Annotated in this window: 18 protein-coding genes and 2 pseudogenes; 10 read left to right on the top strand and 10 right to left on the bottom strand. The window is 73.7% G+C overall.

Annotation, left to right across the window (positions count from 1 at the left end; genetic code table 11):
* Window positions 1-53 precede the first annotated feature (53 nt).
* Window positions 54-728, bottom strand: coding sequence for a pyridoxamine 5'-phosphate oxidase family protein (locus ABZ919_RS04635; protein WP_361242781.1), 675 nt, complete (start codon window positions 726-728; stop codon window positions 54-56).
* Window positions 729-902: 174 nt separating this feature from the next.
* On the opposite strand from ABZ919_RS04635, the gene ABZ919_RS04630 reads away from it, so the two are divergent.
* The 6 genes from ABZ919_RS04630 to ABZ919_RS04605 all read left to right on the top strand — a co-directional run bounded on the left by ABZ919_RS04630 (window position 903) and on the right by ABZ919_RS04605 (window position 10533).
* On the top strand, window positions 903-2186 hold the full coding sequence (locus ABZ919_RS04630; protein WP_361242778.1) for an FAD-binding protein: 1284 nt from the start codon (window positions 903-905) through the stop codon (window positions 2184-2186).
* A 98-nt stretch (window positions 2187-2284) separates the two neighbouring features.
* A complete protein-coding gene (locus ABZ919_RS04625; RefSeq protein WP_361242775.1) occupies window positions 2285-3550 on the top strand; it encodes an ROK family transcriptional regulator in 1266 nt (421 codons plus the stop codon).
* 11 nt (window positions 3551-3561) lie between these two features.
* Window positions 3562-5421, top strand: coding sequence for a glycoside hydrolase (locus ABZ919_RS04620; protein WP_361242772.1), 1860 nt, complete (start codon window positions 3562-3564; stop codon window positions 5419-5421).
* Window positions 5422-5507: 86 nt separating this feature from the next.
* Window positions 5508-8390, top strand: a complete 2883-nt coding sequence (locus tag ABZ919_RS04615; protein ID WP_361242770.1) for a glycoside hydrolase family 2 TIM barrel-domain containing protein — start codon at window positions 5508-5510, stop codon at window positions 8388-8390.
* Between the two features lie 849 nt (window positions 8391-9239).
* Window positions 9240-9824, top strand: coding sequence for a WHG domain-containing protein (locus ABZ919_RS04610; protein ID WP_361242767.1), 585 nt, complete (start codon window positions 9240-9242; stop codon window positions 9822-9824).
* Window positions 9817-10533 carry an alpha/beta fold hydrolase gene (locus ABZ919_RS04605; protein WP_361242764.1) on the top strand — a complete coding sequence of 239 codons (717 nt, stop codon included), beginning with the start codon at window positions 9817-9819 and terminating at the stop codon, window positions 10531-10533. The genes ABZ919_RS04610 and ABZ919_RS04605 overlap by 8 nt, the downstream gene beginning before the upstream one ends.
* Here the strand turns inward: ABZ919_RS04605 and ABZ919_RS04600 are convergent.
* Window positions 10467-10701: pseudogene (locus ABZ919_RS04600) on the bottom strand (isocitrate lyase/phosphoenolpyruvate mutase family protein); the annotation flags it as partial. The gene ABZ919_RS04605 and the pseudogene ABZ919_RS04600 sit on opposite strands and share 67 nt — an antisense overlap.
* A gap of 93 nt (window positions 10702-10794) precedes the next feature.
* The gene (locus tag ABZ919_RS04595) at window positions 10795-12507 is read right to left on the bottom strand and encodes a DUF2264 domain-containing protein (protein WP_361242860.1); all 1713 of its coding nucleotides are present in this window, start codon (window positions 12505-12507) and stop codon (window positions 10795-10797) included.
* 257 nt (window positions 12508-12764) lie between these two features.
* Between ABZ919_RS04595 and mmuM the strand changes: the two genes are divergently transcribed.
* Window positions 12765-13691, top strand: coding sequence for a homocysteine S-methyltransferase (mmuM, locus tag ABZ919_RS04590; protein WP_361242761.1), 927 nt, complete (start codon window positions 12765-12767; stop codon window positions 13689-13691).
* A gap of 184 nt (window positions 13692-13875) precedes the next feature.
* Here the strand turns inward: mmuM and ABZ919_RS04585 are convergent, their stop codons facing one another.
* Complete coding sequence (locus ABZ919_RS04585) at window positions 13876-15444, bottom strand: carboxylesterase family protein (protein ID WP_361242758.1); 1569 nt, start codon at window positions 15442-15444, stop codon at window positions 13876-13878.
* Between the two features lie 346 nt (window positions 15445-15790).
* Between ABZ919_RS04585 and ABZ919_RS04580 the strand changes: the two genes are divergently transcribed.
* The gene (locus ABZ919_RS04580; protein ID WP_361242756.1) at window positions 15791-16804 is read left to right on the top strand and encodes a hydroxyacid dehydrogenase; all 1014 of its coding nucleotides are present in this window, start codon (window positions 15791-15793) and stop codon (window positions 16802-16804) included.
* 211 nt (window positions 16805-17015) lie between these two features.
* Here the strand turns inward: ABZ919_RS04580 and ABZ919_RS04575 are convergent, their stop codons facing one another.
* The 3 genes from ABZ919_RS04575 to ABZ919_RS04565 all read right to left on the bottom strand — a co-directional run bounded on the left by ABZ919_RS04575 (window position 17016) and on the right by ABZ919_RS04565 (window position 18944).
* A complete protein-coding gene (locus ABZ919_RS04575; protein WP_361242753.1) occupies window positions 17016-17270 on the bottom strand; it encodes a hypothetical protein in 255 nt (84 codons plus the stop codon).
* Window positions 17267-18130 (bottom strand): isocitrate lyase/PEP mutase family protein, encoded by an 864-nt coding sequence (locus ABZ919_RS04570; protein ID WP_361242750.1) that lies wholly within the window; start codon window positions 18128-18130, stop codon window positions 17267-17269. Before ABZ919_RS04570 ends, ABZ919_RS04575 begins: the two co-directional genes overlap by 4 nt.
* A 157-nt stretch (window positions 18131-18287) precedes the next feature.
* Window positions 18288-18944, bottom strand: coding sequence for a ThuA domain-containing protein (locus tag ABZ919_RS04565; protein ID WP_361242747.1), 657 nt, complete (start codon window positions 18942-18944; stop codon window positions 18288-18290).
* A 172-nt stretch (window positions 18945-19116) separates the two neighbouring features.
* Here ABZ919_RS04565 and ABZ919_RS04560 point away from each other — a divergent pair, with 172 nt between their 5' ends.
* Window positions 19117-19518, top strand: a complete 402-nt coding sequence (locus ABZ919_RS04560) for a VOC family protein (RefSeq protein WP_361242744.1) — start codon at window positions 19117-19119, stop codon at window positions 19516-19518.
* Here ABZ919_RS04560 and ABZ919_RS04555 read toward each other — a convergent pair.
* The 3 genes and pseudogenes from ABZ919_RS04555 to ABZ919_RS04545 all read right to left on the bottom strand — a co-directional run bounded on the left by ABZ919_RS04555 (window position 19501) and on the right by ABZ919_RS04545 (window position 22555).
* Window positions 19501-20187 (bottom strand): helix-turn-helix domain-containing protein, encoded by a 687-nt coding sequence (locus ABZ919_RS04555; RefSeq protein ID WP_361242741.1) that lies wholly within the window; start codon window positions 20185-20187, stop codon window positions 19501-19503. The two genes, ABZ919_RS04560 and ABZ919_RS04555, sit on opposite strands and share 18 nt — an antisense overlap.
* A 198-nt stretch (window positions 20188-20385) precedes the next feature.
* Window positions 20386-21056: pseudogene (locus ABZ919_RS04550) on the bottom strand (cupin domain-containing protein); the annotation flags it as partial.
* 218 nt (window positions 21057-21274) lie between these two features.
* Entirely contained in the window at window positions 21275-22555 is a 1281-nt protein-coding gene (locus ABZ919_RS04545; protein WP_361242738.1) for a YihY/virulence factor BrkB family protein, read from the bottom strand.
* A gap of 131 nt (window positions 22556-22686) precedes the next feature.
* Here ABZ919_RS04545 and ABZ919_RS04540 point away from each other — a divergent pair, with 131 nt between their 5' ends.
* Complete coding sequence (locus tag ABZ919_RS04540) at window positions 22687-24324, top strand: acyl-CoA dehydrogenase family protein (RefSeq protein WP_361242735.1); 1638 nt, start codon at window positions 22687-22689, stop codon at window positions 24322-24324.
* Window positions 24325-24560 lie beyond the last annotated feature (236 nt).

Below are 24560 nucleotides of genomic sequence, written 5' to 3'. Positions count from 1 at the left end.
TGTCTCCTCCCGGTTCAGGCGTACGACTCACACCGTATGCCCCCGCCTGCGGCTCAGCCGTGCCGGGTCCCCGCACGACGCGCGATGTGGTCCGGTACGGCGGTGCCGGCGGGCAGCGCCGGGTCGGGCTCCGGGGTGCCCCAGACCGTGGTCAGCGGCAGGACCCCGGCCCACAGGCCGAGGGCGGCGTCGGGACCGTCGCCGTCGTCCGGGGCACCGGTGCGGATCTTGACGGAGGCCTCCTCCAGGGAGAGGGCGAGCAGGGCGGTGGCGGCCAGCTCCTTGCGGCTGGGCCGGCGGGCGTACGACCACTGGCCCGGCGCGCAGTGCTCGGTGAGCCGGCGCAGGCCCTCCAGCTTCCGCTCGGGGTCGGTGACCTTGCGGGCCGTGCCGTGGATCATGGCACTGCGGTAGTTGACGCCGTGCTCGAAGACGGAGCGGGCGAGCACGAGCCCGTCCACGTGGGTGACGGTCACGCACACGGGGGTGTCTCCGGCGAGGCTGCGGCCGGCCACGGAACCGTGCAGGTAGAGCCATCGCTCGTCCCGCCCGTAGACCGTGGGGACGACCACCGGCCGCCCCTCCACGAGCACGCCCAGGTGGCACACGAAGGCGGCGTCCAGGATCGCCTCCAGCTCGGCCCGTTCCAGGCTTCCCTGCTCGCGCAGCCGGCGGTGCCGGGTTCGGTCGGTGACGGGCAGGCGGGCGGGGAGCGGTTCCTGGGTCATGGACCCGCAAGGTACCGATTCCGCACTCGTTTGACCAAGTGATTTTCATATACGTCGACTAAAGGGCCCTGTACAACGAAATCCGTAGGTCTACCCGATCCATAGGTCGGCTCCCAGTGGAGCCCGGAGGGATGAGAGGCTCGGCACGGACGCACTTTCCGGGAGGACGCACGCATGGCAGGAACGGCCGAGACCCGAGGGACGGTCAGCAACTGGGCGCGCACCGTCACCTACACCGCGCGCGAGTTCCACCGTCCGCGCACGCTCGACGCGCTCGCGGCGCTGGTGGCGGGCAGCGCGCGGGTGCGGGTGCTGGGCAGCGGGCACTCCTTCAACCGGATCGCCGACCCGGGAGCGGACGGGGTGCTGCTGTCCACCTCCGGGCTGCCACCGGTGATCGAGGTCGACTCCACCACGCGCACGGTCCGGGTGTCGGGCGGTGTCCGCTACGCCGAACTGGCCCGGACGGTCGACGGGCACGGGCTCGCCCTGCCCAACATGGCGTCCCTCCCGCACATCTCGGTGGCCGGTTCGGTGGCGACCGGCACCCATGGCTCGGGCGTCGGCAACGCGCCGCTGGCGTCGGCCGTCCGGGAGGTGGAGCTGGTCGTCGCGGACGGCTCGACGGTGACGATCGCCCGGGGCGACGCGCGCTTCGACGGCGCCGTGACCTCGCTCGGCGCGCTCGGTGTCGTCACCGCGCTCACCCTCGACCTGGAGCCGGCCTACGAGGTGGAACAGCATCTGTTCACCGAACTCCCGCTGGAGAACCTGGACTTCCGCGCCGTGATGGCCTGCGGGTACAGCGTCAGCCTGTTCACCGACTGGCGGGGGCCGGGCTTCCGGCAGGTGTGGGTCAAGCGACGCACCGACCAGCCGGCGGTGCACTTCCCGTGGGCGGCGCCCGCGACCGAGTCGCTGCACCCGGTGCCGGGCATGCCGGCGACCTACTGCACCGAACAGCTGGGCGTGCCCGGGCCGTGGCACGAACGGCTGCCGCACTTCCGGGCGGAGTTCACGCCGAGCAGCGGGGAGGAGCTCCAGTCGGAGTATCTGCTGCCGCGGACGGCGGCGCTGGAGGCGTTGTCCGCGATCGACGGTATCCGGTCGACGGTCGCCGGTGTTCTGCAGACCTGCGAGGTGCGGACGGTCGCCGCCGACACGCAGTGGCTCAGCCCCGCCCACGGACGGGACTCGGTCGCCCTGCACTTCACCTGGGTGCGCGACGAGGCGGCCGTTCTCCCGGTGGTGCGCCTGCTGGAGGAGGCGCTGGTCCGGTTCGATCCGCGTCCGCACTGGGGAAAGGTGTACGAGGTACCGCCGGCGGTGGTCCGTCGACGGTATACACGCGTCAGCGACTTCCGCGCCCTCGCCCGCTCGCTGGATCCCACGGGCAAGTTCACCAACACCTTCGTGCGGAACATCCTCGACGACGACTTCATCCACCCCCTTTCCTAACCCCTTGTCGAAAGCTTCTCCCAGCCCATAGCCTGACGCCCGCGCCGGGGCTCGAAGTCGCCCCGGCCCGGCCCGGACGGCATGGGAGGGGCAGCCGCGTGAAGCGCACATCACGTGACATCCGCACCGCGAACCGCTACGAGGTGCTGCGCCAGATCATCGCCGAGTCCCCCACCTCCCGGCAGGAGCTGGCCGCCGCCACCGGGCTGAGCCTGGCCACGGTCGCCACGCTCGTCGGCGAGCTGCTGGACCTGCGCATGATCACCGAGGTCGGGTTCGAGGACTCGGCCGGCGGCCGGCCGCGCGGTCTCGTCGCCGTCGACGCGTCGGGGGGCGCGCTGGTCGGCGTGGACATCGCGGAGACGTACGTCCATGTGGAACTGTTCGACCTGGCGCTGAACGTGCTGGCCCGCGCCGAGGAGGACATGCGGCCCGGTGAGCGCCGTCCGGAGCGGGTGGTCGGGCATGTGGCCGCCGCCGTCGGTTCGGTGGTCGCCCAGGCCGGGGTCGAGGCGGCGCGTGTCCTCGGCGTCGGGGTGAGCGTGCCGGGCCAGGTGGACCGGGACACGGGCGTCGCCGAGTACGCCCCCAACTTCGACTGGCACGACGTGCCGCTGCTCGACCTGCTCGCCGAGCACATCGCCCACCCGCTGTACCTGGACAACCCGCTGCGCGCCTGCGCGGTGGCCGAGCTGTGGTTCGGGGCGGCGCGGGGGCACGGGGACGCCGTGGTCGTGAACCTCGGCACCGGAGTCGGCGCCGGACTGGCCCTCGGCGGCGGTCTGCACCGGGGCGTGAGCAACAGCGCCGGCGAGTGGGGCCACACCACGCTCGTGCTCGACGGGCGGCTGTGCCACTGCGGCAACCACGGCTGTGTCGAGACGTACGTCGGCGCACCCGGCATCATGCAGAACCTGCGCGAACTCAGCCCGGAATCCCCTCTGTTGCACCCCGAGGACCAGACCGCCACCATCGCCGCACTGGCCCACGCGGTCGCCGCGAACGACCCGGTCGCGGTCAAGGTCGTACGGGACACCGCCCGTTACCTCGGCGCCGGCATCTCGGACCTGATCAACCTCCTCAACCCCGAGGTGGTCGTGCTCAGCAGCTGGGTCGCCGCCCGGCTGGGCGAGCCGCTGCTGGACGAGGTCCGGCAGGCCGTCGCCCGGCACGCGCTGCGCCGGCCGCTGGCGGCCACCCGGATCGTCCTCTCCCCGATCCCCACCGACCCGGTGTCCCTCGGCGCGGCCACGTTCGCGCTGGAGGGGGCGCTGCAGTCCGTCGGGCAGAGGCGGACGAGTCCCGTCAGAGGCGCCACCAGGCGCACCGCCCCCGCAAGGAGCCGTACCGCACCGCCTTCATGACGACGGAAGGGATGCACGTGTCTCAGCCCCGCACCGCTCACCTCCGCGCACGACCCCTGCTGCTGGCGGCCTCGGCCGCGCTGACCGTGACCGCAGCCCTGCTCGCCTCCCCACCCGCACGTGCCGCCGACGCCCCGGCCACCGCCGAGGTCTCCCCCCACGCCGCCCAGACCATCGACGACATCGGCGCGTCCGGCGCCTGGTGGGTCAACGACCTCCAGCACTTCGCCCCCGAGGTCCAGGCCAGGGTCGCCCGACTCCTTTTCTCCGCACAGGGGTTGGATCTGAGCGCGTACCGCTACAACATCGGCGGCGGAGGCAGCGCGGTCACCACCCCCGCACGTGCCGCCGAGGACTTCCTCAGGCCCGACGGCTCCTACGACTGGAGCAGGGACAAGGGCGGCCGGACGTTCCTGAAGTACGCGGCGCAGTACGGCGTCAAGGACCTGATCGGCTTCGTCAACAGCGCTCCCGCCCGCTGGACGACGAACGGCAAGAGCTGCGGCGGCCGGCTGAAGGCGGAGAACGAGGCCGACTTCGCCAGGTACATCGCGGACGTCACGGACCACTTCGCGCACCAGGGAGTGAACCTCGACCACATCAGCCCGTTCAACGAGCCGGACAACAGCTTCGCCGACTGCGGCCAGGAAGGCATGCCGGTGCCGGTCGACCAGCGCGACGACATCGTGCGCGCGCTGGGCGCCGAGCAGCGGGCCCGGCACCGCAAGACCGGGATCATCGCGGACGAGTCGAGCCGGACGACGCAGTTCACCGGCGAAGTGCCCCAGTGGATCGGGCAGCCGGGCACCGCGCCGTACGTGTCCGAGCTGGCCCACCACACGTACGACGACCCCGACGACGGTCGGCTCGGCAACGTCTACGAGACGTCGAAGTCGGCCGGCAAGTCGTCCTGGGCCACAGAGATCTGCTGTTTCGGCAAGGGCAGCACGGGCTGGAACCAGGAGTACGACCCGACGATCGACAACGCCCTGCTGATGTCGCGGATCATCTACAAGGACTTCGCGATCTCGCACGACGCGGCGTTCCAGTGGTGGGTGGCGCTCGCGAGCGGCTACGGCACCGATCCGGACACCAGGAACGACCAGGGGTGGAACGACGGCCTGATCTACTACGACCCGGACTACGCGGCGGACGGCAACCAGAAGCTGTACTTCACCAAGCGGTACTACGCGCTCGGCCAGTACAGCAGGTTCGTCCGGCCGGGCTCGGTGGCGCACAACGTCACCGGGGCCCCGGCCGGCGTCGAGGTGTCGGCGTACGAGCGAAGCGGCCGGTGGGTGGTCGTGGTGAACAACCACAACAGCACCGACACCACGCTGAGCCTGCACTTCAACAGCAGGGTGCCGGTGCGGGCGGCGCAGGCGGTGCGGACCTCGGCGGACGAGAACTGGGCGGAGGTCGCGAAGCCCGCCGTCGGTGACGGGACCGTGTCCGCCACGCTTGCCGCCCGCTCGATCACGACGTACGTGTTCGACCGGAAGGGCGACGGCGCCTCCGACCTGACCGGCGCCCTGGTGGGCGGGCAGTCGGGCAAGTGCCTGACGGCCGATGCCTCGGGAGCCGCGATCGCCACGTGCACGGGCGCGGCGGGCCAGTCGTGGTCGTACGACGCGCCAGGCACGCTGAAGGGAGCCGACGGCTACCTGACGGCCGGGAGTTCGGGCCCTACCACGACCGCCGTGGCCACCGGTGACGCGAGCCAGGAGTGGCTGCTCAATGCCGACGGGCAGATCGTGAACGAGGCGTCGGGCACGTGTCTCGACGTCAGCGGCCGGGCCACCGCCGACGGCAGCAAGGTGATCCTGTACAGCTGCAACGGCGGTGGCAACGAGGCCTGGACCGGGCAGTAGAACCCTCTTTCCCCGTACCGAGGGCCGCCGTGCCCCGTCCCCGCCGGCCCTCGACCCACCTGCCCCACAGCCCCGTTTGGAGACCGATGTCTTTCCGCAACCGCACCGTCACCGATTACGTCGAGGACGTCTCGCCGGGCTCCGGGGCGCTGCCGGCCCGCGCCTGGTACGCGTCGTCCGACGCCGCCTCCCTCTCCCTGAACGGCAGTTGGCGTTTCCGGCTGTCGCCGACGGCCGACGCCGAGGACGACTCCTTCGCCGAGGAGGGGTACGACTCCGGTGACTGGACGCAGATCCCGGTCCCCGGCCACTGGGTGCTCCAGGGGCACGGCCTGCCGGTCTACACCAACCACCTCTACCCGTTCCCGGTCGATCCGCCGCGGGTGCCGACGGAGAACCCGACCGGCGACCATCTGCGGGTCTTCGACCTGCCCCGGCACTGGCCGGACCCCGCCGAGGGCGGCGCGGTGCTGCGCTTCGACGGCGTGGAGTCCTGCGCCCGGGTGTGGCTGAACGGCACCGACCTCGGCGAGTTCAAGGGGTCCCGGCTGCCGCACGAGTTCGCGGTCGGCCATCTGCTGAAGCCCACGGGCAACGTGCTGGCCGTACGGGTCCACCAGTGGTCGGCCGGCTCCTACCTGGAGGACCAGGACCAGTGGTGGCTGCCGGGCATCTTCCGTGACGTCACCCTGCTGCACCGTCCGGCGGGCGCCGCCCTGGACTTCTTCGTGCACGCCTCCTACGACCACCGCGCCGGCACCGGCACCCTGCGGGTCGACTCCGACGTGGACGGCCGGGTGACCGTTGCCGGGCTCGGCATCGACATCACGACCGGCGAGAGCGTGACCGTGCCGGCCGAGCCCTGGTCGGCGGAGACACCCAGGCTCTACGAGGGCACGCTCACCACCGTGGGCGAGCGGGTGCCGCTGCGCATCGGTTTCCGTACCGTGGCGCTGTCGGACGGCCTGATCGAGGTCAACGGCCGCCCGGTGCTGTTCAAGGGCGTCAACCGGCACGAGTGGCATCCGCAGCGGGGCCGCGCGCTGGACCTCGCCACCATGCGCGAGGACGTGCTGCTGATGAAGCGGCACAACATCAACGCCGTCCGCACCTCCCACTACCCACCGCATCCGGCCTTCCTCGACCTGTGCGACGAGTACGGGCTGTGGGTGATCGACGAGTGTGACCTGGAGACCCACGGTTTCACGGAGCAGGGCTGGCGGGACAACCCCGTCGACGACGACCGCTGGACGCCGGCCCTGCTGGACCGGGCCTCCCGCATGGTCGAGCGGGACAAGAACCACCCGTCGGTCGTCGTCTGGTCCCTGGGCAACGAGGCCGGCACCGGCCGCGGCCTGACCGCCATGGCCGAGTGGATCAAGGGGCGGGACCCCTCCCGGCTCGTGCACTACGAGGGCGACCCCACCTGCCGGGACACCGACATGTACTCCCGGATGTACGCCGACCACGCCGAGGTGGAGCGGATCGGCCGCGGTCTGGACGGCGGCACCCTGGGGCGCCGCCGGCTGCCGTTCGTCCTGTGCGAGTACGCGCACGCCATGGGCAACGGACCCGGCGGACTCGCCGACTACCAGCGGCTGTTCGAGTCGTACGGCCGGCTGCAGGGCGGCTTCGTGTGGGAGTGGATCGACCACGGCATCGCGCACCCGGAGCTCGGCTACGCCTACGGCGGCGACTTCGGCGAGGAGCTGCACGACGGCAACTTCGTCTGCGACGGGCTGCTCTTCCCCGACCGGCGCCCCTCCCCGGGCCTGGCCGAGTACAAGAAGGTGATCGAACCGGTCGGCATCGCCGGCGAGCCGGGCGACGGCACGGTCCGGATCACCAACAAACAGGACTTCGCCGACCTGTCGCCGCTGGCGTTCTCGTGGTCGTACGACGTCGACGGGGAGACGGTGGAGTCCGGCGCCCTGCCGGTGCCGGCGCTCGCGCCCGGCGAGTCCGCCGACGTCAAACTGCCCGCGCCGCCGGCCGGGGCGCCGGCCGGCGAGGCCCACTGGACGGTCCGGGCCACGCTCGCGGCCGACGGCCCGTGGGCGGCGCAGGGGCACGTCGTGGCCTGGGGTCAGGTTCCGGTGTCGGAGCGCCGGGCGCCTGCGGTCGCGGCGACCGCCGGGCCGGAGACCGGGGACGGGGTGATCACCCTCGGTCCGGGCACCTTCGACGCCCGCACCGGCGCCCTGACGGCCGTCGGCGGGGTGCCCGTCCTCGGACTGCGCCTCGACGTGTGGCGGGCCACGACCGACAACGACGACGGCGCCCCCTGGCAGCCCGACCTGCGCTACGGGGTGGTGTGGCGCACACTCGGCCTGCACCGGATGCGGCACCGGCTGGACGCGGTGGAGACCGGCGAGCACACGCTGACGGTCCGCACCCGCGTGGCTCCGGCGGCGCGGGAGCTGGGGCTGTCGACGGTGTACCGCTGGACGTCGGACGGCGACCGTCTGCGGTTGACCGTGCGCACCACCCCGGAGGGCGACTGGACCGTCCCCCTCCCCCGCCTCGGCATCCGCTTCGGACTGTCCGCAGCCGACGCTGTGCGGTGGTACGGCGGCGGTCCCGGCGAGGCCTATCCGGACACCAGGACGGCGTCGTCGGTCGGCCGTTGGGAGTCGACCGTGGACGACATGCAGACGCCCTACGTCCGCCCCCAGGAGAACGGCGCCCGTATCGACGTCCGCCGGGCCGAGCTGGGCGGCCTGCGCATCGAGGGCGACCCGGTGTTCTTCCTGACCGCCCGCCGCTGGACCACCGAACAGCTGGACGCCGCCACGCACCTGACCGATCTCACCCCTGGTGACACGGTCTGGGTCAACCTGGACCACGGCCAGCACGGCATCGGCTCCCAGTCCTGCGGTCCGGGCCCGCTGCCGCAGTACCACCTGCGGGCCGAGCCGGCGGAGTTCTCCTTCGTGTTCTCCACGGCTCCCGGCCCCGGGACCGGTTGACCGTCGCGGTCCTGACGCGGCTGTCCCGCACCTGATCCCCTCGCGCGGCGAGCGCCGCCGCCGGTCGGCCGATGCCCCGGAAGATGCGGGCCTCGGCCGGGTCGTGGTCGTCCTCGCCCGCGAGGAGGGCAGACGGCGAGGCGTCCGCCCGGTCGCCGGGACGGGTTCCGGGCCGCGTTCCGGGACGGGGGGTGCGGGTCGTCCATGTGTCGTACGGCGGCGGTGTGAGCACCGTGCCCCCTACCTAGGACGCGGGCCGCGCCGCCGGGGCCGGCCGCCGAAGTCGCGCGGGACGGGGCCGCCCGAGGTCGCGATGCCGAGCCGCAGCGACAGCACCGGGGACAGCGGGGACAGCGGGAACGCGACAGGCCGAGCAGCCGGTGCAGGGCGCCTACCGTGGCCACCGTCGCGAAGGACAGCAGCGCGGCCCCCGGCGACCTGCCACAGCCGGCCCGGGAAGGCGCCGGACGCGGGACGGGAGTTCGCCGGCCTGGCGCGGGGCGACGGCGGCGGACACGCCGGCCCCGGCGGGCACGGGCAGCAGCGAGCAGCGGTCGACGCCGGACGTCCACCTGCCCCGGGGGTGGGCAGCAGCCGGACGCCGGCAGGGGCGTCGCCCGGGGGAAGTGCGGCGCCGGCCGCGCGGTCCTCGTGTCCGTCGTCGACGTCCTACGGCACCACCTCGCACCGAGAGTTCCCGAAAGGGCGGGACCCACCCTGCGCCCGGCGGCGGCAGGACGGCTTCTGCGGCCCGCCGCCCAGGACTTACGGCGGTGACGACTTCCTGGTATACATAGCCCAAAACCTAGAGCCTCTAGGAAATGGGAAATGTGCGAAAGGCAGGCATCCATGGCCCGAGCGGGCCTCACCGTCGACCGTGTCGTCACCGCCGCCGCCGAACTCGCCGACGAGGCCGGCTTCGAGCAGGTCACCCTCTCCGCGCTGGCCCGCCGCTTCGGCGTGAAGGACGCGAGCCTGTACTCGCACGTCCGGGGCCTCGCGGACCTGCGCACCCGGCTCGCCCTGTACGCGGGGGGCGAGCTGATCGACGGGATCGCGGTGGCCGTGGCCGGTCGCGCGGGCAAGGACGCGCTGGCCGCCTTCGCCGGCGCCTACCGCGCCTACGCCCTGGACCATCCCGGCCGGTACGCGGCCACTCAGATCCGCATCGACCAGTCCCTGATCGCCGGTTCCCCGGCCATGCGCCGCACCGCCGAGATCACCTACGGCATGCTGCGTGCCTACGGCCTCCAGGAGCCCGACCTGACCGACGCAGTACGCCTGCTGCGCAGCACCTTCCACGGCTACTGCGCCCTGGAGTCCTGCGGAGGCTTCGGCGCGGACCGGGACGTACAGGCCTCCTGGGACAAGGCGATCGACGCCCTGCACCTGGCGCTCACCCACTGGCCGCGGGAGGGTGAAAACGATGGCTGAACCCCTGTCCTACGACGTCACGGGCAGCGGTCCGGTGCTGCTGGTGCTGCCGGGCGGCGCCGGGCACCCCATGGGTCTCGGGCCGCTGGCCGAGCGGCTGGCCGGGCACTTCACCGTGGTGACGTACGACCCGCTCGGTCTCGCCCACGGCCGGCTCGGGCCGCCGGTTCCCGAGCAGCGGGTGGCCGCCTGGAGCGAGGGCGCGCACCGGGTGCTGGAAGCGGTGCTGCCGGGAGGCGGGTCCGCGTACGTGTTCGGGACCAGCTCCGGCGGGATCACCGCCCTGGACCTGCTCGCCCGCCACCCCGAGCGGCTCGCGCACGTGGTCGCGCACGAACCGCCGTGCGTGACGGTGCTGCCGGACGGCGAAGAGCGGCGGGCCGAGCTGATCGGGCAACTGGACGGACCCGGACGGCCGCCCGCCGAAGGGGAGTCGGCGACCCCGTTCGGCGTCTTCCTGGCGCGGGTGCTGCGCCCGTTCACCGCGCATCTGCCCACCTTCACCGCTCCCAGGGGCCGCCTCACGCTCGGCGCCGGCACCGACTCGCGCGGCACGGTGCTGCACCGGACGGCCGCCTCGCTCGCCGAGCGGCTGGGCGGCGCGTTCCTGGAGTTCCCCGGCGGGCATCTGGGCACGGCGGATCACCCGGTGGCGTTCGCGGACCTGCTCACCGGCACCCTCCGCTCCAGCGCGCGGACCTCGGCGTAGCTGGGCGTGGTCCCGTCCGGGGGCGCGTCCGGCGGCGATGCCGTCCACCGCGTCCAGGGCCGCGCCGGGCGCGCACCGGTAGAGCAGCGAGCCGAGGCTGACGCGGCGGACGCCGAGACCGGCGAGCCGGTCGACGGTGGGACCGGTCGGCGAGCAGCGGACGTTCAGGTGTGGGCGCGCCCGGATCACCGGTGACGTCGTGGTGCTCGGCGACGTCGCCCTCACCCGGGCCACGCGCCCGTCAGCCCCTCCCGGCCCGTCTCACCGGCGGGTCACCGACCACGGCGGGCCCGCGGACCGCCCGTCCGAAGCCGTGAAGGCGAAGACGCCCTCCGCGCCGGACGCCCAGCGGACGCGAACCTCGTGATCCTCCCGCACCGTGACGGACACCAGCTCTTCGAGGGGCCGAGGTTCCGGGTCGCCGGTGAGCCGGGCGAGCGCCACGAACAGCGTGGCCCCGCCCGCCCCCGTGTGTCCCGTCAGCTCCTGCGACAGGCCCGACACCGGCAGGAGTTCGGCGCGCAGCCGCGCGGGCGCCGTCCACCCCGTGATCCGCACGGGCGTGCCGGGCGCGGCCCCGGCCACGAGATGGGCGCGCACCTCCACCGCGCCCTCCGCGAGTACGAGGCTGGTGACGGTGATCTGGTCGCGCACCCTGTGCCGGGAGGCGATCCAGCCCCGGCCGGTGCCGAGCGGCTCGATCTCCGTGCGGCCCGGATCGCCGCCGACGATCACACTGTTGTCGTACGACACCGCGGGCACCGTCGCGGTCGAGTAGGCGAGCCGGGTGTAGTAGGGGTCGTAGCGGACGTCCTCACTGCCGTGGTTGTGCAGCCGGACCAGACCGTCCGAACGGGTGCTCTGCAACAGCCAGTTGGGGACCGGAACGGGATGCACCTCGTCGGCGCGCCCGGCCGGGCCCGGTTCCTCGGCCGCCGTCCACACCTCGTGCTCCGCGGGCAGCAGCAGGCCGAGGAACCCTTTGCCGGCCCAGTACGGGGAGGCCGGGCCGGAGTAGCTCTGCACGAGCGACTCGTCGGGGCCTAGCCAGCCGAGCGGGAGCAGGCCGCGCTCGTCGACCGCGCCGCCGTCGAGGAAGTACCGCAGCGCGCCGGAGGCCAGGCGCCGTGTCTCGCCGGCCGTCAGCGGGGTCTGTCCGATCAGTGCGCCGAGCCAGAGCGGTGCGGCCGTGGCGAAGCGGTAGGTGAGGGAGCGGCCCTGGTGGAGGGGGGCACCGTCGCCGCCGAACAGGCGGACGTAGTCGGTGAGATGCCGGGACAACCGTCGGCCGTACACAGAGAGCAGTCCGCTGTCGTCCGCCAGCCACGCGTGGAGGACGGTGTACAGGTGCATCGCCCATCCGTTGTAGTAGTCGAACTTCCGGCCGTCGCCGTCGGTGTACCAGCCTCCGCCGAGGTACCAGCCCTCGATCCGCTCCAGGCCGCGGTCGATCACCTTGCCGGCCGCCTCGGGCCGGTGGCCGATCTCCTGAAGGAAGCCGCCCACGGTGACGGGGAACAACTCCCAGTTGCACGGCCAGGGTTCGGCGGTGAGCGCGTGCGCCAGCCAGTCGGCGGTGCGCTGCCGTACGGGGTCGTCCAGCCGGTCCCACAGCAGCGGCCGGGTCAGCCGCAGGGCGAGCGCGACGGACGCGGCCTCGACGAGCGGCTGGCCGCGGTCCTCGATGCGCGGCCAGACCCCGCCGGGACCGGTCGCCAGGCCGTCGGCGTAGCGGCCGAGCGCGTTCTCGTCCCGGCGGAAGGCGGCCAGCAGCAGCGTACGGGCGTATCCCTCCAACCCGTCGCAGAGGTGGCCCGAGTGACTCACGTGGTCGCCGGGGAGGTGGTACAGAGCGCGGTCGGGCCTGGCGTAGGGCACGACGGCGGCCAGCAGGGCGTCGGCGGCGGCCTCCCAGTGGGCGCGGGTGTAACCGGTGTACGGGCTGGACGCGCGGTCGTCCGCGGGCAGTTCGATCACGGCGGTGCCTTTCCTTCCTGGCGGGGCCCGGGGCGCACCGGTTCCGGTCGCTGCGCCCCAGTGGCTCATCCCACCCGCACGGCACCCGGGGGCACCAGGTGCAGAACCAGAAGTCGACTGCGTGAGAAGGGGCCGGGCGGAAGACCCTCCGGTCCCTCATCGTGGCCGCCCGTCCCGGCGGCACCCGCATCGACGGCGAAGCCCGGGCCGGACATCGAGGTCCTTCCGCGTTCCGCTTCGACTAGCGTCAAGACATGACCAGCAGCATCTCCCCCCGCCTCGCCGACGCCCTCGCCGCCGGGCCCCTCGTGCTCGACGGCGGCATGTCCAACCAGCTGGAGGCTGCCGGGCACGACCTGAGCGACGAACTCTGGTCGGCCCGACTGCTCGCCGAACGCCCGGAAGCGGTGACGCAAGCCCACCTCGCCTACTACCGGGCCGGCGCGGACGTGGCCATCACCGCCAGCTACCAGGCCACCTTCGAGGGCTTCGCCCGGCGGGGCATCGGCCACGGGGAGGCCGCGCGGCTGCTCACGCTGAGCGTGGACCTCGCGCGCGACGCCGCCCGGCAGGCCGCCGACGCGGGCATCGAGCGGCCGCTGTGGGTGGCGGCCTCGGTCGGCCCGTACGGTGCGATGCTCGCGGACGGCGCCGAGTACCGGGGCCGCTACGGGCTGGGCGTGGACGAACTGGAGCGTTTTCACCGGCCGCGCATGGAGGTGCTGGCCGCCGCCGCGCCGGACGTTCTCGCACTGGAGACGGTGCCGGACGCCGACGAGGGCGCCGCGCTGCTCGGGGCGGTGCGCGGGCTGGGCGTTCCGGCCTGGCTGTCGTACACGGTCGACGGCCGGCACACGCGTGCCGGACAGCCCTTGGAGGAGGCTTTCGCCCCGGCCGCCGACGTGGACGAGGTGATCGCGGTGGGCGTCAACTGCTGCGCGCCGCAGGACGTGGACACCGCCGTGGAGATCGCCTCCCGCGTCACCGGCAAGCCGGTCGTGGTCTATCCGAACAGCGGGGAGGCCTGGGACGCCGAGGCGCGCGCCTGGACCGGGGGGACCACTTTCGGCACCGGTCGGGTCAAGACGTGGCGGGACGCGGGCGCGCGGCTGGTGGGCGGGTGCTGCCGGGTGGGGCCGGAGGCGATCGGGTCGATCAGGCAGGCCCTGGACGCCGCCTGAACGCAGCGCCCGGCGTCGGGGCGCACGGCGTTGCAGGGCCCCGGGAGGAACCGGGCCGGCCACGGTCCGGAACGGCTGTCCCACCGGCAGCACGCGACCCGGGAACCCGGGACCCGTGGAGCCGCACCGCCGTCCGTCGGCCCGGCAGCCGCCCACGGCCGCCGACGACGTGCGACCGCGGACCTCAACGGCGTCTGGCCCCCACCGAGCGCCGCAACCGCCGTACCGCCGCCGCCAGCTCCGCTCCCGGGGCGCGGATGTCCGCGGCGGGGCCGGGTTCCGGGCCCGTGGGGGCGGCCGCCCAGAGGGCGGTCTCCGCGTCCCGGGGACCGTATGCGGTATGCGGTTCCCCGTCGCCGAAGATGCGCACCGGATGGGACGCGTCCCAGGCCTGCCAGCCGGGGTCCCCGGTGGCCGCGAACCGCACCCAGGCCGCGTGCATCGCCTCGGCCAGCTCCCGCGGTGCGCCCTCACCGGCAAGTCTCTGCGACTCGGGCAGGTCACCGGAGTCGAAGACGAACCCCAGCTCCAGGGCGTGGCAGGCGCCGAGCCCGGGGAGGCGGGACGGCCAGGCGAACTCGTAGAGGTAGGAGGTGCCGGGGCGGGCGTCGGCGAGGCGGTGCAGCGGGATCCGCAGCAGGTGGTCGGTGACCATCTGGCCGACGATCTCGGCGGTGCCGGCGTCGGGGTGCAGGGCCCGGTAGCCGCGGGGCACCTCGTGGCCGGCGTGGCAGCGGGCCATCGCCCCGGCGAGCGCGACGGCGCCGAGCCGGTCGACGCGCTCCACCAGCCCGCCGGGCACGAGCCAGAGCCGGTACTCGTCGCGGGTCCAGCCCATGAGCAGCTCGACGCCCTGGGCGGCGTCGCCGTCGATCAGGGCCTCGAGCGGGTCGCGGGGCACGAGGTCGCCGTCCACGACGATGCCGAACGCGGGCCCGCCCAGGACCGGACTGCCGAGCCGGCCGACCTCGGCCTGGGTGCGCAGCAGCAGGTCGCGGTCGACGGCGGCGAAGGCCTCGGCGGTGGCGGGGATCTTCAGCCGGGTGGCCATGCGGCGCACCATCCGCCGCACCTTGTCCCGGTCGGACGCCTCCGGCGGTCCGCTCTGCAGCACGGCGCGCCGGACCAGCCCCCGGGTCGCGGGTACGGCGAGCAGGGCGCCGGCGCTGATGGCGCCGGCCGACTGGCCGCACAGCGTGATCCGGTCCGGGTCGCCGCCGAACGCGCCGATCGCGTCGTGCACCCAGCGCAGGGCGGCGAGCTGGTCGCGCAGGCCGGGGTTGGGCGGTGCGTCGGGGAACAGTCCGTAGCCCTCGACGCCCAGCCGGTAGTTGACCGAGACGCAGACGACGCCGTCCCTGGCGAAGGTGGCGCCGTTGTAGACGGGCACGGCCGAGGATCCCCTGGTCAGGGCACCGCCGTGCAGCCACACGAGGACCGGGAGGCGGGCGCCGGGGTCCGGCTGCGGGGTCCATACGTTCAGGTTGAGGCAGTCGTCGCCGGGGATCACCGGGTCGGACAGGTACTGGGCGAAGGCCTCGGAGTACGGCGGTTTCGGCGCGGTGGGACCGAAGGCGCCGGTGTCGCGCACCCCGTTCCAGGGCTCGGGCGGCTCGGGCGGGCGGAACCGCCGGGGACCGAAGGGCGGGGCTGCGTACGGGATGCCCCGGAACACGGTGACGCCCTGCTCGTGCCGGCCGCGTACCGCCCCGTAGGGCGTTGTGACCACGGGGTCCGCCCGGTCTGCCGTCATCGCCCACCAGCCCTTCGCCGCGCACTCGTGCACCGTGCAACAACAGAGCACCACATGAGCGGCCGGTATTCCGGCGCACGGGCGCCCGGCAGGGCCGTTCGGGCGACCCGGCACGGTGGGTGGCGGCCGGTCACACGACGTGCATCCGAGTGCAACCGCAGACGGCGTCGGCCGGGCCGGCGAACCGCCTGCCGTGATCCCGGCTGCGGGAGGCCGGTCGGAGCGCGAACGGCCCCCGTCCGCCGTGATCCGGCTTCCACCGCTGCCGATTGACCGTCCGTCCGCCGCACGCATACGGTGGAAGGCGCTTTCTGAACAGGTACCGGCCGCCGTTCCCAGGAGAGCCATGACCCGCTCCCAGCCGCCGCGGGCCGTGTTCGCGATGGACCCGGTGCACCTGCCGTCGCTCTTCCCGCCGCCGCTCATGAGCCGGCTGAGGCAGACGGCCGACATCGACACGGCGCTCGTCGTACGGGACTTCGCCGATCCCGCAGTGGCCGGCGCCCTCGCCCCGGCCGAGGTGCTGGTCACCGGGTGGGGCTGCCCGCACCTGGACGCCGGCGTCCTGGCGGCGGCCCCGCGGCTGCGTGCCGTGCTGCACGCCGCGGGCTCGGTACGCTCCCTGGTCGGCGAGGCCCTGTGGGACCACGGCGTCACGGTGTGCAGCGCGGTGGCGGGCAACGCCCTTCCGGTGGCGGAGTACACGCTCGCGATGATCCTGCTCGTCGGCAAGGACGCCTTCGGCCACCGCGAGCGCTACCGCCGTACCCACACCGGACCGGCCCCCGCCGAGACCGCCGCCACCGGCAACCTCGGCCGCCGCGTCGGTGTCGTCGGCGCCTCCCGCGTGGGCCGCCGGGTCATGGAGCTGCTGCGGCCGTTCGACCTCACGGTCCTGCTGCACGACCCCTGCGTGAGCCCCGCGCAGGCCGCGGCCCTGGGGGCGGAACCGCTGCCGCTGGAGGATCTGCTGCGGCGCAGCGACGTCGTCAGCCTGCACGCTCCCGACCTCCCCGAGACCCACCACATGCTCGACCGCGCCCGCCTCGGCCTCATCCGGGACGGCGGCGTACTGATCAACACCGCGCGCGGTGCGCTCGTCGACCAGGAGGCGCTGACGCGGGAGCTGGTCTCGGGACGCCTGTGCGCGGTCCTCGACGTCACCGAGCCGGAGCCGCTGCCCGCCGGTTCCCCGCTGTACCGGCTGCCCAACGTCTTCCTCACCCCGCACATCGCGGGCTCGCTCGGCAACGAGCTCCAGCGGCTGGGCACCATCGTCGTGGAGGAGCTGGAGCGGCTGGCCGAGGGACTGCCGCCGCTGCACGAGGTGCGGCACACGGATCTGTCCCGGGTCGCCTGACGCGCACCGGCAACGCCCGGACGACCACGTGCGGCGAGCTGTCACCCCGCCGTGTCGGGCGGGAACGCGCCTGGAGCGGCCGGCGGCGTGAGGCGCGGACCGGGACGAGCGAGGGGACGCGGCGACGGCCGGGCACCTCTCGCAGGGGGTGCCCGGCCGTCGTCGTCTGCGGTCGCCTCCTTCGTGCCGTGCGCGTGCACGCGACGGGCGGTCAGTCCCCGGAGTGACGACCGGCGGCCACGAGGGCCTCCACCACGTCCACGGCGCTGCCGTCGTGGTCGCTGCCGGCGGTGCCGCTGCCGGTCTGGACATTGGCCGCGCGGTCGACCTCCAGCCAGGAGTCGGCGTGGGAGTTGTCGATCAGGGTGATCAGGCTTCCGGACGCGCCCGCGGGTACGGCCCCGGCCCCGAGCAGCGCGGCCGCGGCCACGGCGGCGAGCCCGAGCCGGGGTACGGCACCGTTCACACGCCCACGCCCTCGGGGGTGAGCCGCTCACGGGCGATGTTGCGCTCCAGCAGGCTGGTGGAGGCCTTCACGCCGACGCCGCTCGCGGGGTCCACCTCGGGCAGCCGGCCGTCGGCCGCCTTCAGGCCGGTGAGCGCGGTGTCCATGGCCTCGTGCGCGGCGAACAGGCACGGCGTGCTGTAGATCGCGACGTCGACGCCGAGGTCGGAGAGTTCGCCGAGCGACAGGCGGGGCGACTTGCCTCCGGCGATCTGGTTGAACAGCAGCGGCTTGTTCCCGACGACCTCACGGATGCGCCTGATCCACTCGACGCTGCGCACGCCGTCGACCAGGACCACGTCGGCGTCGGTGGCGGCCAGGCGCTCGGCGCGGTGCAGGATGTCGTGCTCGTCGGTGGCGTCCGTACGGGCGACGACGACCAGGTCCTTGCGGGTCTCGAGGACCTGGTGCAGCTTCTCCAGGTACTCCTCCAGGGGGAGCACCTGCTTGCCGTCGGCGTGACCGCAGCGGCGGGGCCGTTTCTGGTCCTCCAGGATCACCCCGGAGGCGCCGATCCGTTCCAGTCCCTCGACGACGTGGCAGGCGACCTCGGGGTCGACGTACCCGTCGTCGATGTCGACCAGCAGATGGTGGTGCGGGAACGCGCCCCGCAGCCGCTGGACGAAGGCGACCATGTCGGGCCAGGCGATGAAACCGATGTCCGGCAGCCCGTAGTACGAGGCCGCGAAGCCGAAGCCCGAAACGAACATCCCGTCGTAGTGCTTGGCCGCGATCGACGCCGAGTACATGTCGTACACGCCGATCAGCGGTGTGGTCCCGGGCCCGGCGATGCGCTCGCGCAGCTTCTTACCGTAAGTCAAGGTCCGGCTCCTCCTGTGGGTGGGTGACGCGAGGCCGGGTGGCCGACGCGCCTCGAAGCCCTTTGCCAAGACAAGAGCATCCCTAGATACTCATGTGACCATCCATGTACGCGAGCTTTACTCACCCCAATGGCCGAACCGGTTCACCGCAGAAACGTCACGCAGGCAGCCGTGCCGCCCTGCCGAGTCCGCCGTCCAGGTGGGCCAGGAAGTCCGGGTCGCGGTAGGCCTCGGCGGCGTGACCGAGCGCCGTGTAGAAGACCCGACCGCCTCCGGCGCCCTGCTCACGGCACCAGGCCAGCGGATGGTCCGCGCCCATCCCCCCGCCGTCGTACGAGGCCTCGTCGGCGCTGAGCAGCACCCGCGCCCGTCCCCGGGGACTGGCGTCGAAGTCGTACCACTCGTCGGTGAAGTCCCAGACGGCCGGCAGCCCGCGGGTCGCGGGGTGCCCGGGGTCCTCGACCACGACCCTGCCCGGCTGGTGGGCGGGGTGCCCTACGAAGCGGGCGCCGAGGAGTTCGCCGTAGTACGGCCAGCCGTACTCGGTGCAGGCCGCCGCGTGCACCCCGGCGAAGCCGCCGCCCGAGTCGACGTACCGCGCGAGCCGCTCCCGGCCGGCCGGGGTCAGCACATCGCCGCTGGTCGAGAGGAAGACGACGGCGTCGTAGCCGTCCAGCGGCCGTTCGAGGTGGGCGGGGTCCTCGGTGTGCTCGACGGCGAACCGGCCCAGCGCCCGCACGGCGGCGACGGCGTCCGGGATGGAGTCGTGGCGGTAGTCCGTGGTGCGGGTGTGCAGCAGCAGTCGCGCGGCCATGCGTGGAGCCTACGCGGCACAGGCAGGCCGGCTCCAACTCCCTTCGGGCACGGGGACGGTGTTCCACCCACAAGGTGCACGCCCGACGCCCGGCGCCCGGCCCGACGCGCGCCGCGCCTTGGTGTCCGATTCCTTCAAGACCGGCCGGCGGGGGCCCGCCTACGGTGAGCGCATGACTGCACGATTCGCCGTGATCGGCGTGGTGGTCTCCGACCTGGCCGCCTCGCTCGCCTTCTACCGTCGCCTCGGGCTGGTCTTCCCGCCGGGAGCCGAGGAACAGCCGCATGTCGAGGCCGCGTTGCCCGGGGGGCTGGTGCTCGCCCTCGACACCGAGGAGACCGTCCGCTCCTTCCACTCCGGCTGGCGGCCGCCGCGGGGCGGCGGGCGCGTCGGGCTCGCCTTCCGGTGCGGCTCACCCGCCGAGGTCGACGCCCTGTACGAGGACCTGGTGACCGCCGGGCACCACGGCGAACTGAAGCCGTGGGACGCGTTCTGGGGGCAGCGCTACGCCACCGTGCACGACCCGGACGGCAACGGCGTCGACCTGTTCGCGCCGCTACCCCCGGGCGAGTAACCGTCCGAGCGGCATGCCCGTCAACTGCCGTACGTCCCGCGCCAGATGGGGCTGGTCCGCATATCCCGCACGGACGGCCGTCTCGGCGTACGGCGTCCCGGCGCGGGCCAGCGCCAGCGCCCGTTGCAGCCGCAGGATGCGGGCCAGGGTCTTGGGGCCGTAGCCGAAGGCGCCCAGGCACCGGCGGTGCAACGTGCGGGCGCCCAGGCCCAGTTCGGCGGCCGTGGCGGACACCGGCCAGCCCTCGTCGAGCCGTTCCACCAGCCGGCGCAGCAGCCGGTCCGGGGGCGTGGTCCGCGCGGCCCGGTCCACGGCGATGTCCTCCAGTGCCGTCGCGGGGTCGGGCGCCGCCTCCACCCGCGCGCGCAGCCGCCGGACCCGGTCGCCGGGCCAGAGGTCGGCCAAGTCGACCCGCAGGTCGCGCAGTTCGTGCGCGGGGACACCGAGCAGGGTGGGCGCGGTGCCGGGGAAGAAGCGGATCCCGGCCCACGAGCGGGGCGGGCCCTCGGGGACGTACGGGCGGGTGTCGGGGCCCGCGACCAGCAGCCGGCCCTCGCTCCACAGCAGGTCCATGCAGCCGTCGGGCAGCACGGGCCCGGCACCGGCCCCTTCCGGGGTGTGGGTCCACACGACCGCGCCGGTCAGCCGGGACGCCCACTCCGTGTACACGGCTGCCAGCCTACGTCGCCGCAGGCACCGGGCTCCCGCTCCTCGACCGGCCGGCGGGCTTGGCCATGGGGTGTGCGTCCCGCAGGGAGCTTCACCCACGGGGTGGAGAGGTACGGCGCGGCCTCAGCCGCGGCCGTCAGGCGCGGCCCCCGCCCCGCTCCGCCCGGTGTTCCTGCGGGCTCACGCCGTACACACGCCCGGGTCGTCCTGCAGCAGGCGCAGCGCCCGGCCCACGACCGGGTCCGCCAACGCCTGGTACCACGCGGGTGCCGCCGCTTCCGGGCGGGAGAACCAGGCCCGCAGGGCGCTGATGAGCAGCAGGTCCAGGAGCCGGTCCAGGACGACCTCCTGGCCCGGCTCGTCGCGCACGATCTCCTCGGCCGGCAGGGGCGTGAGCGGGCAGGCCCACACGTCGGCAGCGAGGGTGAGCAGGGGTGGCAGGGCGTTGAGCAGACGTCCGCTGATCTCGCCGCGCATCAGATAGGTGCCGATGAGCACGACCGTGCCGGCGTCGGGGCGGTCGCCCCAGGTGCGCACGCCGAGGTCCATGGAGCCGTTGAGAGAGGTGCCGTCGGGGTAGCGGCACTCGCCGCCGGGCAGGATCAGCGCCTGCGGTGCGGTGTCCGGTTCGTCGCCGCAGGTGTACGGGTCCGGGCCGCGTGCGATCGCCAGGTCTCCGGGACCGAGCCGGACCGGCACGCCGTCACCGTCCGGAGTGATCCACGCGGTGCCGCGCGCCATGAGCATCACGGTCAGCGGCGCGGCGCCTCGTCCGCCACGCGCACGGCCCACGGCGGATCGAAGCAGGCACGGATCAGGAAGGCGCCGTGCGCGCGTGGACCGTCCAGCAGGCCCGCGAGTGCGTCCATGGGGGCAGCGTAGACGCGCGCTCCTGGGCACGAGCGGTTCGGCGAGGTCGCCCGCCGGGCACGGCAGTCGGCCGGCGGACCTGGCGCAGAACGGGCCGAACCCGCGGTGCGGGCGCAGCACGCGCGGCGCCCGGGGCGCCGGCCACGGGCATCGGCGGCGTGGAGCGGGGCACCCCGCACCCGGCCGGGCCCGCCGGTCGCCCGCCCGTGTCCGTGTCCTACCGTGCCGAGCCCCCGCTCCCGTTGGCGTCCCCGTTGGCCTTGTGCGGCGGTCGCCCTTCGTCGTCGTGCGGTTGCCTGCCGTCGTCGTGCGGTTGCCGGCCGTCGTCCTCGTGCGGTCGCCGGCCGCCGGCCCCGGGTGCGGGCCGGCCGTTCGACCCGTGCGCGTGGTGCACGTGCTTGGCGTGGGTGCGCAGGCGGGCCGTCACGTCCTCCGGGGGCAGGAAGCGGGACCAGCGCTCGGGGAACTCGGAGGGCATGTCGGGGTCGTCGGGGTCGGTCTCGCGGGCCGCCGTGGCCCGGGCGACGTACTCGACGACCTGGGCCTCGCGGAACCGCTCGTTCGCGGCGCGGGCCGCGGCCGTGGCGGCGGCGGGCCACACCCGGTCGATGGCGGCGTTCACGGCCGCGCCGACGAGGACGGCGAAGGCCGACACCCCGATCCACAGGAGGACGGCGACGGAGGCGGCCAGGGAGCCGTAGATGGTGGCGCCCTCGATGGTGTGCACGAGGTAGATCCGCAGCAGGAAGCTGCCGAGGACCCACATGGCCAGGGCGACGAGGGCGCCGGGGACGTCCTCGATCCACGGGGAGCGGACCGGTACGGACACGTGGTAGAGGGTCGTCAGGAAGGCGATGGACAGGAGGATGACGACGGGCCAGTACAGGACCTGGACCAGCGTCTCCGACCAGGGCACCACCCGGACCACCGCGTCCGGGCCCGCCACCATCAGCGGCAGCGCCACCGAGCCGATCAGCAGCGCCACGGTGAACAGCAGGAACGACATCATCCGCGTCTTGACGATGCCCCGGACGCCGTCGAGGCCGTACATCACGGTGATGGTGTCGATGAAGACGTTCACCGCTCGCGACCCCGACCACAGGGCGAAGACGAAGCCGATGGAGATGACGTCGGGCCTGCCGCCCTTCATCACGTCGTGCAGGATCGGCTGGGTGATCTCCTTCACGCCCTTGTCGGACAGGACCGTCCGGGAGGCCTCGAGGATGTTGGTCTCGAGGCTGCTGATGGTGTGGGCGCCGGTCCAGGTGTCGACGTAGGCGAGCAGCCCGATGAGGCAGAGCAGCAGCGGTGGCACGGACAGCAGCGTGAAGAACGCCGCCTCGGCCGCCAGACCCAGGATGCGGTACTCCATGCAGGAGTTGACGGTGTCCTTGAGCAGCAGCCAGGCCGTCCTGCGCTTGGAGACGTTCCGGTAGAGGGCTCTGGCCCGGTGGAGGCGACCGGCGGGCCGCTCGGGGGGTTCACTTGCTGGCTGCACGACCCAAAGGTATCCGCAGCACCCGACCGCCCTCACCTTCCGGGGCGGGTGAGCGCATCCGGCGCCGCCGGCGGCGCCCCTGTGCCACTCTGGATGCCATCACCGCCGCCGTTCCGGGTAGGTTCGCAATCATGGCAGGCACCCCCACCCACACCGTGACGAACCAGCCGCCACCCCTGGTGGGCTACGACGCCTTCGCCGCCGACCGGGCTCTGGTGGAGGCCGTCGAGCGCCACACCGGTCCGGACGTGCTCGACGAGGTGTGCGCGGAGCTGTCCGCGCTGGGCCGCGCCGCGGGCTCGGCGCAGCTCCAGGAGTGGGCGGTGCAGGCCAACGAGCAACCGCCCCGGCTGCGCACCCACGACCGGTACGGCCACCGGATCGACGAGATCGACTTCCACCCCGCCTGGCACCGGCTGCTCGGCAAGGGTGTCTCGGCTGGTCTGACCGGCGCCTGGACCCGGCCGTCCGGGCACGTCCGCCGGGCCGCCGGCTTCCTGGTCTGGACCCAGGTCGAGGCGGGCAACTGCTGCCCGCTGTCGATGACCCACGCCGCGGTTCCGGCGCTGCGGACCGACCCCGCGCTCGCCGCTGAGTGGGAGCCACTGCTGACGTCCACGGTCTACGACCGTCAGCTGCGGCCCGTCGCGCAGAAGCCCGGGGCGCTCTTCGGTATGGGCATGACCGAGAAGCAGGGCGGCAGCGACGTCCGCGCCAACACCACCGGGGCCCGGCCGCTCGCCGAGGCGGGCACGTACGAGCTGACCGGGCACAAGTGGTTCTGCTCGGCGCCCATGTCGGACGCCTTCCTGGTGCTGGCGCAGGCCCCGGGGGGCCTCACCTGCTTCCTGGTGCCCCGCGTCCTGCCCGACGGCTCCCGCAACGTCTTCCTCGTCCAGCGGCTGAAGGACAAGCTGGGCAACCGGTCCAACGCCTCCGCCGAGGTCGAGTTCGCCGGCACCTGGGCGCGCCGGGTCGGCGAGGAGGGGCGCGGGGTACGGACGATCATCGGGATGGTCGCGGCGACCCGGCTGGACTGCGCGCTGGGCTCGGCGGGGCTGATGCGGCAGGCGGTGGCGCAGGCCGTGCACCACTGCACGTACCGGGAGGCGTTCGGCGGGAAGCTGATCGACAAGCCGCTGATGCGCAACGTCCTCGCCGACCTCGCGCTGGAGTCGGAGGCGGCGACGGCCCTCGCGCTCAGGCTGGCGGCAGCCTACGACGACGACGGCGAACAGGAACGGGCCTTCCTGCGGCTGGCGGTCCCGGCGGCCAAGTACTGGATCACCAAGCGCTGTGCGCCCGTGGCCGTCGAGGCCGCGGAGTGCCTGGGCGGCAACGGCTATGTCGAGGAGTCGGGCCTGCCGCGGCTGGTACGGGAGTCCCCGCTGAACTCCGTCTGGGAGGGCGCCGGAAACGTGCAGGCGCTGGACGTGCTGCGGGCGCTGCAGCGGGAGCCGGGCGCGCTGGACGCCTGCCTGACGGAGATCGGCCGGGCCCACGGCGCCGACCACCGCCTCGACCGCGCCGTGAAGGACCTCTTCACCGAACTCGCCGACCTGGACGCCGTCGAGGGCCGGGCCAGACGACTGGTGGAACGCCTCGCACTGGTGCTCCAGGGCTCGCTCCTGGTCCGGCACGCTCCGCCGGAGGTGGCGGACGCCTTCTGCGCCTCGCGCTTGGGCGGCGACCACGGCGCATCGTTCGGCACCCTGCCGACCGGCCTGGACCTGGCGCCGGTTGTGGAACGCGCACGCCCGACGCTCTGAAGCGCGGTCCGGTCTGACCCGCCCAGGGGCACGGGGGACTGTGCGACCAGCCACGACGCATCCGGACCCGCCGACGCACCGTCACCATGCACGCCCTGCTGCGAGGACGACCGCGCCCAGCGGGGGTGGTGCTGCGCCGACACGGCACCACCCCCACCGTCTGGGCCCGTTGAACCCGCGGATGCGACAAGTCTCGGCCACCCTCCGACCGTCCACCAGGGTTGCAAAGGGTTGCA

This window comes from Streptomyces sp. NPDC046759 (assembly GCF_040645475.1).
GTDB lineage: Bacteria > Actinomycetota > Actinomycetes > Streptomycetales > Streptomycetaceae > Streptomyces.
This window is presented reverse-complemented; position numbering and strand designations above follow the sequence as displayed.